Source organism: Desulfobaculum sp. (assembly GCF_054921475.1).
Genome location: NZ_JBUDSW010000245.1, coordinates 1 through 5,266, shown reverse-complemented (window position 1 = coordinate 5,266; position 5,266 = coordinate 1). Strand labels below are relative to the sequence as shown.

Sequence of the window (5,266 nt, the reverse complement as noted above, 5' to 3'; positions counted from 1 at the left end):
GCCGAATTTATGGCGTAAAAAAGCGCCCCGAGCAGGTGGCGCGGGGCGCTGAATCAGTCTCACACGGTCCTGCCGACAACGCGGCAGCAACACTTATTCAAAGGTCAAAAAGTTCGCCATGATGACCTTGAGGCCAAAGCCCGGGAAATTCACCCGGTATTTGTCGTCGGATACGGCGGCCACAATCTTGCCCCGGCCAAAGATCTTATGGCGGCAGTAGCCCAGCTTCTTGGGCGACACCGGGCGCGTTTCGCCTCCGGCGTCAGCCGCGGCAGGTTCTGCCCCGGCGCTGGGAGCGGCGGCCATGGCGGGCTGCGGCGTCTTCATCTGGCTGATGCTGCCGGAGAAGTTCTCGCGCCACGCCTCAAAGGTCCGCTCGGGCAGCTCCGTCAGAAACGGACTCTCCAGCGCGGGCTCGCTGGTGTGGTTGTACTGGTTGTAGATGGTGGCGGGCACAAACAGGCCAAGGTACTTCTTGGCGCGGGTGCAGGCCACGTACATCAGGCGGCGCTCCTCCTCAAGCTCATCGGAGCTATTGAGCGCATGGCGGGACGGGAACCGGTCCTGCACAAGGTCAATGACCAGCACAGCCGACCACTCCAGCCCCTTGGCCGAATGCACCGTGGACAGGACAAGGGTGTCCTCCTTGCCCCGCTCGTCGTCATCCTGCGGATTCTCAAGGCTGATGTCGCCGAGGAAGGCCTCCATGTCCTTGTACTGGGTCGCGATGCGCTCCAGTTCCTCAAGGCCCGACTTGCGGCGGGGGTAGTCGTCCGGGTAGCGGCGCTCCAGAATCGGCTCATAGAACTCCAGCGCGCGGGCCAGCATGGCCGACGGCGTACCGCCAAGGGCGCGCTGCGTGTCGAGGAATTCCAGCGTTTCGCCGACCTCGGTCCACCGCTTGCGGACCGTGGCAAGGTAGCCGTCATTTCCGGTCATGACGGCGGTATAAATCTTGGTAACGGTCTTCGGCCCCACGCCCTTGATATGCGACAGTACACGCTGCCACGAGGGAATATCCGTCGCATTCTGGGCAAGGCGCAAATAGGCCAACACGTCCTTAATATGCGCGGCTTCGGAGAACTTCAGCCCGCCAAATTTCTGGAACTTCACGCCCACCTTGTTCAGCGCCACTTCCACGGGGTAGGAGTGGTAGCCCGCGCGGAACAGCACCGCAATCTCGTGCAGGGGGTACTTTTTGGAGAGTTCCAGCACCTTGTTGAGCACGGTATTGGCCTGCGACTTATCCGACAGCGTCCGGATAATCTGCGGCTTCGGGCCATCCGGAATATCCGAGAACAAATTCTTGCGGAACTTCACCTCCGCCTGTTCCAAGATGGCGTTGGTCAGGTCCAGCACCGGCTGGGCCGAGCGGTAGTTCTGTTCCAACCGGACGACCTTGGTCCCCGGGAACTGATTCGGAAAGTCCAAAATATTGCGCACGTTCGCGCCGCGGAAGGCATAGATGGACTGCGCATCGTCGCCAACGGCCATAACGTTGCCGCCCTCCCCGGCAAGCAGCTTCACAATGCGCGCCTGCACAAGGTTGGTATCCTGAAACTCGTCCACCATGATGAACTTGTAACGGGAGCGGAGCATGTCCCGCGCGGGTTCGTGCTCGCGCAGCAGGCGCTCCAGCCCAAAGAGCAGGTCGTCGTAGTCCAACAGACCGTGCTTTTGCTTAAAATGGGAGTACCCCTTGGCGAGGCGGTCGAACTCCTCCTCGTACTTGGCGAGGTGGAAGGCCTCGTTGCGCAGGATGTCCGAGAGGGGCTGTTCCTTGTTGCGGCTTTTGCTGATGAGGCCAAGAAGCGTGCTGCGTTTGGGGAAGGAGCGGTCGCCCTTGCCAAGGCGCATGTCGTTCTTGAGGTCGCGCACGATGCCTTCGGCGTCGGACTGGTCCATGACCGTCAGGCCGTTGGCCGCGCCCAGCGCCTCGGCGTAGCGGCGCAGCCAGCCGTAGGCAAAGGAATGGAAGGTTCCACCCGTCACGCCCCACAGGCCCTGCTCACCCAGCAGGGTCCCTGCGCGGCTTAACATCTCCTGGGCGGCCTTGCGGGTGAAGGTGAGCAGCAGAATGCTCTCCGGCGCGTAGCCACTCTGCACAATGTTGGCCATGCGGTAGACGATGGTGCGCGTCTTGCCGGAGCCTGCGCCGGCGATGACCAGCACCGGCCCCGTCAGCGTCTCCACGGCCTCAAGCTGGGCCGGATTCAATTCGTTCTTGAAATCTATCATAGTATCCAAATGCGGTGGTGTCGTTGTTGCGGCGGTGTGGCCGTGCCTGTGTGGACGGCGCGCGCAGCGCCGGGGGGCGGTCCTGCGCGGCATGGCAGGACGGGCGTCAATACTGCGTTCTGGCCCCAAAAAAGTCCAGCACCTGTTGCCCCACCTCGCGCGGGGAGGCCGCAGGGCTGCCTAGGCTGTCATACACCACAGCGCCATCCGCCGTATGCGTGCCGCGCCGTCCGTGGAACCCAAACACCTCGCGCCCGTCAAACTTGGCCGTCAGGCTCATGCCGGGCATAGGTTCGCACACAAGGTCCGGCGCACTGGCGCTGAGGGGGCCGTTATACAGCTCCTCACGCAGGTGCACGGCGCGCAGCACCGGGCGGCCCTTGTAGCGCATATCCAGCAGCATGGTCCGCAGCTCCTCACGCACGCGCAGCGCATCCGCAGGAAGCAGCCGCCCACGGCCAAAGCGCTCCGCCGTGTGGAGATAAATGCGCCCCGGGTCAAGGGCAAAGGCCCGCGACGCCGCGCCAATGCCGGTGCCATCAAGCTCCGAGAGGGGTTGGCCCTCCACCTGCAAAAACCCATGGGCCATAAGCCATGAATTCATGTCCACTTCCGTCTCAAGGGCCGTGAAGCCATGGTCAGCCATCACAAGCAGGCGTTTTGGCTCCGGGAGCGCGTCAAACCGCTCCAGCAGCGCCCCGGCACCGCGGTCTAACTGCCGCATCAGCTCGCGGCATGGCGTATGAAGCGCGTGCCCCTCGTCCTCCAAGGCGGGATACAAAAAATGGAACAGACGGTCCGTCTCCGTCAGCACAAAGACAAACGCGTCCCACGCAAGGTCGCGCCAGAACAAATCCAACGCGGCAAGGCGGGAGTCCAACGTGGCCGAGAGCTCGGCAAGGAGCACTTCCGGGTCATCCTTCCCGCGCACGGTGTCGGCCTCCAACCGGTAGCCCATGCCCGCCAGCTGTCCTGCCAAAAACGGCGGAAACACGGCCCGCGACAACTCCGGCGCCACAAAGCCCGCCACCATCATCCCGCGTAGAGGCCGCGCCGGGTAGGTGTTTGGCAGGTTCACCACGCGAGAGGTCAACCCGCGCTCGCCAAGGGCATCAAAAATGGTGGGCGTGCGCACCGCTGTGGCGTCGGTGATGGCAATGGAATAGGTCGCCGGATCAATGCGCGTGAAGCCAAAGACGCCATGCGTCTCCGGACCCGCGCCCGTGGCAAAGGACGTCCAGTTGACGGGTGAAAGCTCCGGAAGCTCCACCCGCATGCTGGTGACATGGCCCGACAGGGCAATGCGCGCAAGGTTCGGCGTCACGCCCTGGCGTGACAGCGTGCGCAACAGCTCCAAAGGCATGCCGTCGAGGCCAAGAACGACTACTCGTCTTCGTTGATTCATCTGCATGGCATGGGGACGTACCACAGCCCCCGGCAGGACGAAAGTGCCACGCTAGCACATCGGGTGCGCCGCGCTGCACTCCTTGACGATGTCCACAAAACGCCGGACCAACGGGTCCCTTTCGTCGCTGCGCCACACCAGCCACAACGAGGGGCTGGGCAAGTGCTCCCGTAGTGGACGGACCACGATTCCCGGCGTCTCACCAAAAGGAAGCGGTCGGTAATGGATGGTATAGCCAAGTCCGCTTGCCACCAGCGCAAGGCCCGTCTGGACCCGCTCCACAACCTGCACAACGTTCATCTCCACGCCTGCGCCATGCATGGCGTCGTGGATGGCGTCGTGCCACTGCGGGTGCTGGCAGCGGGGGAACATAATCATCGGTTCGCCATCTAAGTCCTGAAGCGATACCTCATCACGCCCCGCAAGGGGGTGCCCCTCCGGCAACACAACGGACTGCCCCACGCATCCCTTGTTGAGCAGCGTGCTCTCAAAGAGCGTGTCGCCCTCGGGCACATAGCTCACGCAGCCGATATCAAGACGCTTTTCGCGCATCAGCCGAAGCTGCTTTGCCGTGGAACAATCCTTGAGATGCAGCGACACATTGGGGAACTCATTGTGATATTTACGCAGCGCCAACGGGATGGACGTCAAATACATCCGGACCACCGCCCCAAGACGAAGCTCCCCCTCCTTGCCCGCGCCCACACTGCGAACGCGCTGCACCGCCCGCTCCACAGAAGACAGAATATCCACCACTTCCGCCTGAAACACCTCCCCAGCCCGCGTCAGCTCCACCTGTCTGCTCGTCCGCGTAAACAGCGCAACCCCAAGCTCTTCCTCCAGCTGCCGGATCTGCTGACTGAGCGGCGGCTGAGACATATTCAGGCGCTTCGCCGCGCGCCCGAAATGCAGCTCCTCAGCAACAGCCAAAAAATAACGTAAGTGACGGTGCTCCACCGCTGATATCCTCCACATCTTGATTCATGCGAAGCCGATATTGGACCGCTCGTGCCGGAAACCTCATATTGGTATCCATACCATGAACCAAGGAGGAAACCATGTCGCAAAACATATCAAACATGCTTTTTCACGAATCAATCCCCCGCCGCACCGCAGTGTTGGCCCTTGCGCTGGGGCTGGCGCTGCTGTCCATCCTAACCCTGCCCGGCCAGGCACACGCTAGTGAGGAAGCCCTCATAACCATGGACGCCCGAGGCGTCATCTACACCCTCCAGCCCAAAACCGGACGCCTCGAATGTGCATGGCAGGACACCTCCCGCACGGTCCTCGCCACCGGCCTGCCCGCCGAAGCAAGCGCCATTGCCGTTGACCTTCAGCGCACAGTGTATGTAGGCACAGCAACCGGAAGCATCTGGGCCGTGAGCGCACATGGAGTGACGCGACGCATCACCACCGAGGCAGGCCCCATCAGTGACATGATCACAGACCGCGACGGCAATCTCATCCTCGCCCGTCCAACCGGTGCCATCCACACCATCAGCCGCGCGAGGCTGTTACCAATCACCAGAAAACATTGACGCCACGCCACCCATCGGTATAGACAAAAGCCGCACATGCCCGGGTGGTGGAACAGGTAGACACAAGAGACTTAAAATCTCTCGC

Annotated in this window: 4 protein-coding genes; 1 reads left to right on the top strand and 3 read right to left on the bottom strand. The window is 62.2% G+C overall.

Going from position 1 to position 5,266, the window contains the following annotated elements; genetic code table 11:
- Nucleotides 1-93 precede the first annotated feature (93 nt).
- The 3 genes from ACY69P_RS13695 to ACY69P_RS13685 form a co-directional block, all read right to left on the bottom strand.
- Nucleotides 94-2,238 carry an ATP-dependent helicase gene (locus ACY69P_RS13695; RefSeq protein ID WP_462327877.1) on the bottom strand — a complete coding sequence of 715 codons (2,145 nt, stop codon included), beginning with the start codon at nt 2,236-2,238 and terminating at the stop codon, nt 94-96.
- Between the two features lie 106 nt (nt 2,239-2,344).
- Entirely contained in the window at nt 2,345-3,643 is a 1,299-nt protein-coding gene (locus tag ACY69P_RS13690) for an alkaline phosphatase family protein (RefSeq protein WP_462327876.1), read from the bottom strand.
- A 51-nt stretch (nt 3,644-3,694) separates the two neighbouring features.
- Nucleotides 3,695-4,618 carry a LysR substrate-binding domain-containing protein gene (locus ACY69P_RS13685; protein WP_462327875.1) on the bottom strand — a complete coding sequence of 308 codons (924 nt, stop codon included), beginning with the start codon at nt 4,616-4,618 and terminating at the stop codon, nt 3,695-3,697.
- Between the two features lie 83 nt (nt 4,619-4,701).
- Between ACY69P_RS13685 and ACY69P_RS13680 the strand changes: the two genes are divergently transcribed.
- The gene (locus ACY69P_RS13680) at nt 4,702-5,181 is read left to right on the top strand and encodes an SMP-30/gluconolactonase/LRE family protein (RefSeq protein ID WP_462327874.1); all 480 of its coding nucleotides are present in this window, start codon (nt 4,702-4,704) and stop codon (nt 5,179-5,181) included.
- The last annotated feature ends 85 nt before the right edge of the window (nt 5,182-5,266 follow it).

Bases quoted from the DNA above. Each gene is read 5' to 3' on its own strand.
- ACY69P_RS13685 (WP_462327875.1), bottom strand. From the start codon at position 4,618: ATGTGGAGGATATCAGCGGTGGAGCACCGTCACTTACGTTATTTTTTG.
- ACY69P_RS13680 (WP_462327874.1), top strand. From the start codon at position 4,702: ATGTCGCAAAACATATCAAACATGCTTTTTCACGAATCAATCCCCCGC.
- ACY69P_RS13695 (WP_462327877.1), bottom strand. From the start codon at position 2,238: ATGATAGATTTCAAGAACGAATTGAATCCGGCCCAGCTTGAGGCCGTG.
- ACY69P_RS13690 (WP_462327876.1), bottom strand. From the start codon at position 3,643: ATGAATCAACGAAGACGAGTAGTCGTTCTTGGCCTCGACGGCATGCCT.